The 510-nt window shown below is 36.3% G+C and carries 1 pseudogene; it reads left to right on the forward strand.

From position 1 onward, the window contains the following. A pseudogene (locus IQR33_RS32340) lies at positions 1–128 on the forward strand (YjiH family protein); the annotation flags it as partial. Between the last annotated feature and the right edge of the window lie 382 nt (positions 129–510).

The raw sequence follows: 510 nt of genomic DNA on the forward strand, positions 1-510 counted from the left end.
CGGAAGTAGGTGCCCTACTGTTAGGCAGCAAAATTCCAGTAAACATTGTAGAGCTCTTCGTAATCTTCATTTTACGTACGCTAATCACGTTACCTGTGATTGCTGGCGTTGCTCATCTTATTTTCTAAAATCGAGACGTCAATTAACAAAGGCTCCGCATCGTCGGGGCCTTTTTTATACCTAAAACTCCGTCCACATTAGGCTTTTAGTAAAAAACTCATAATTTACAAAGACAAAACTTAAACAAAATACCTGTCAGCACCAACAAAATTTTCATCACCTCACCTGTAAAACCAGTTGATACCACTGTTTGTTAAGCAATTCTTTTCATTATGACGATTTCATTAATCGAGCTCGCAAACATGATCACACTCACAAGTTTTAACGTAAATTGTCGGTTTGTTTAAATTTAGTTAAAAAAGACGACAAATGAGTTCATGTTTTTGACAAAGATGTCGATAAAAATATAACCAAACACAATAGGTTTCTCTTTATGCCCAATTCGCTCGG

Origin of the sequence: Vibrio sp. OPT46, assembly GCF_015163535.1 — a bacterium.
In the GTDB taxonomy this organism is placed as follows: Bacteria; Pseudomonadota; Gammaproteobacteria; order Enterobacterales; family Vibrionaceae; genus Vibrio; species Vibrio alginolyticus.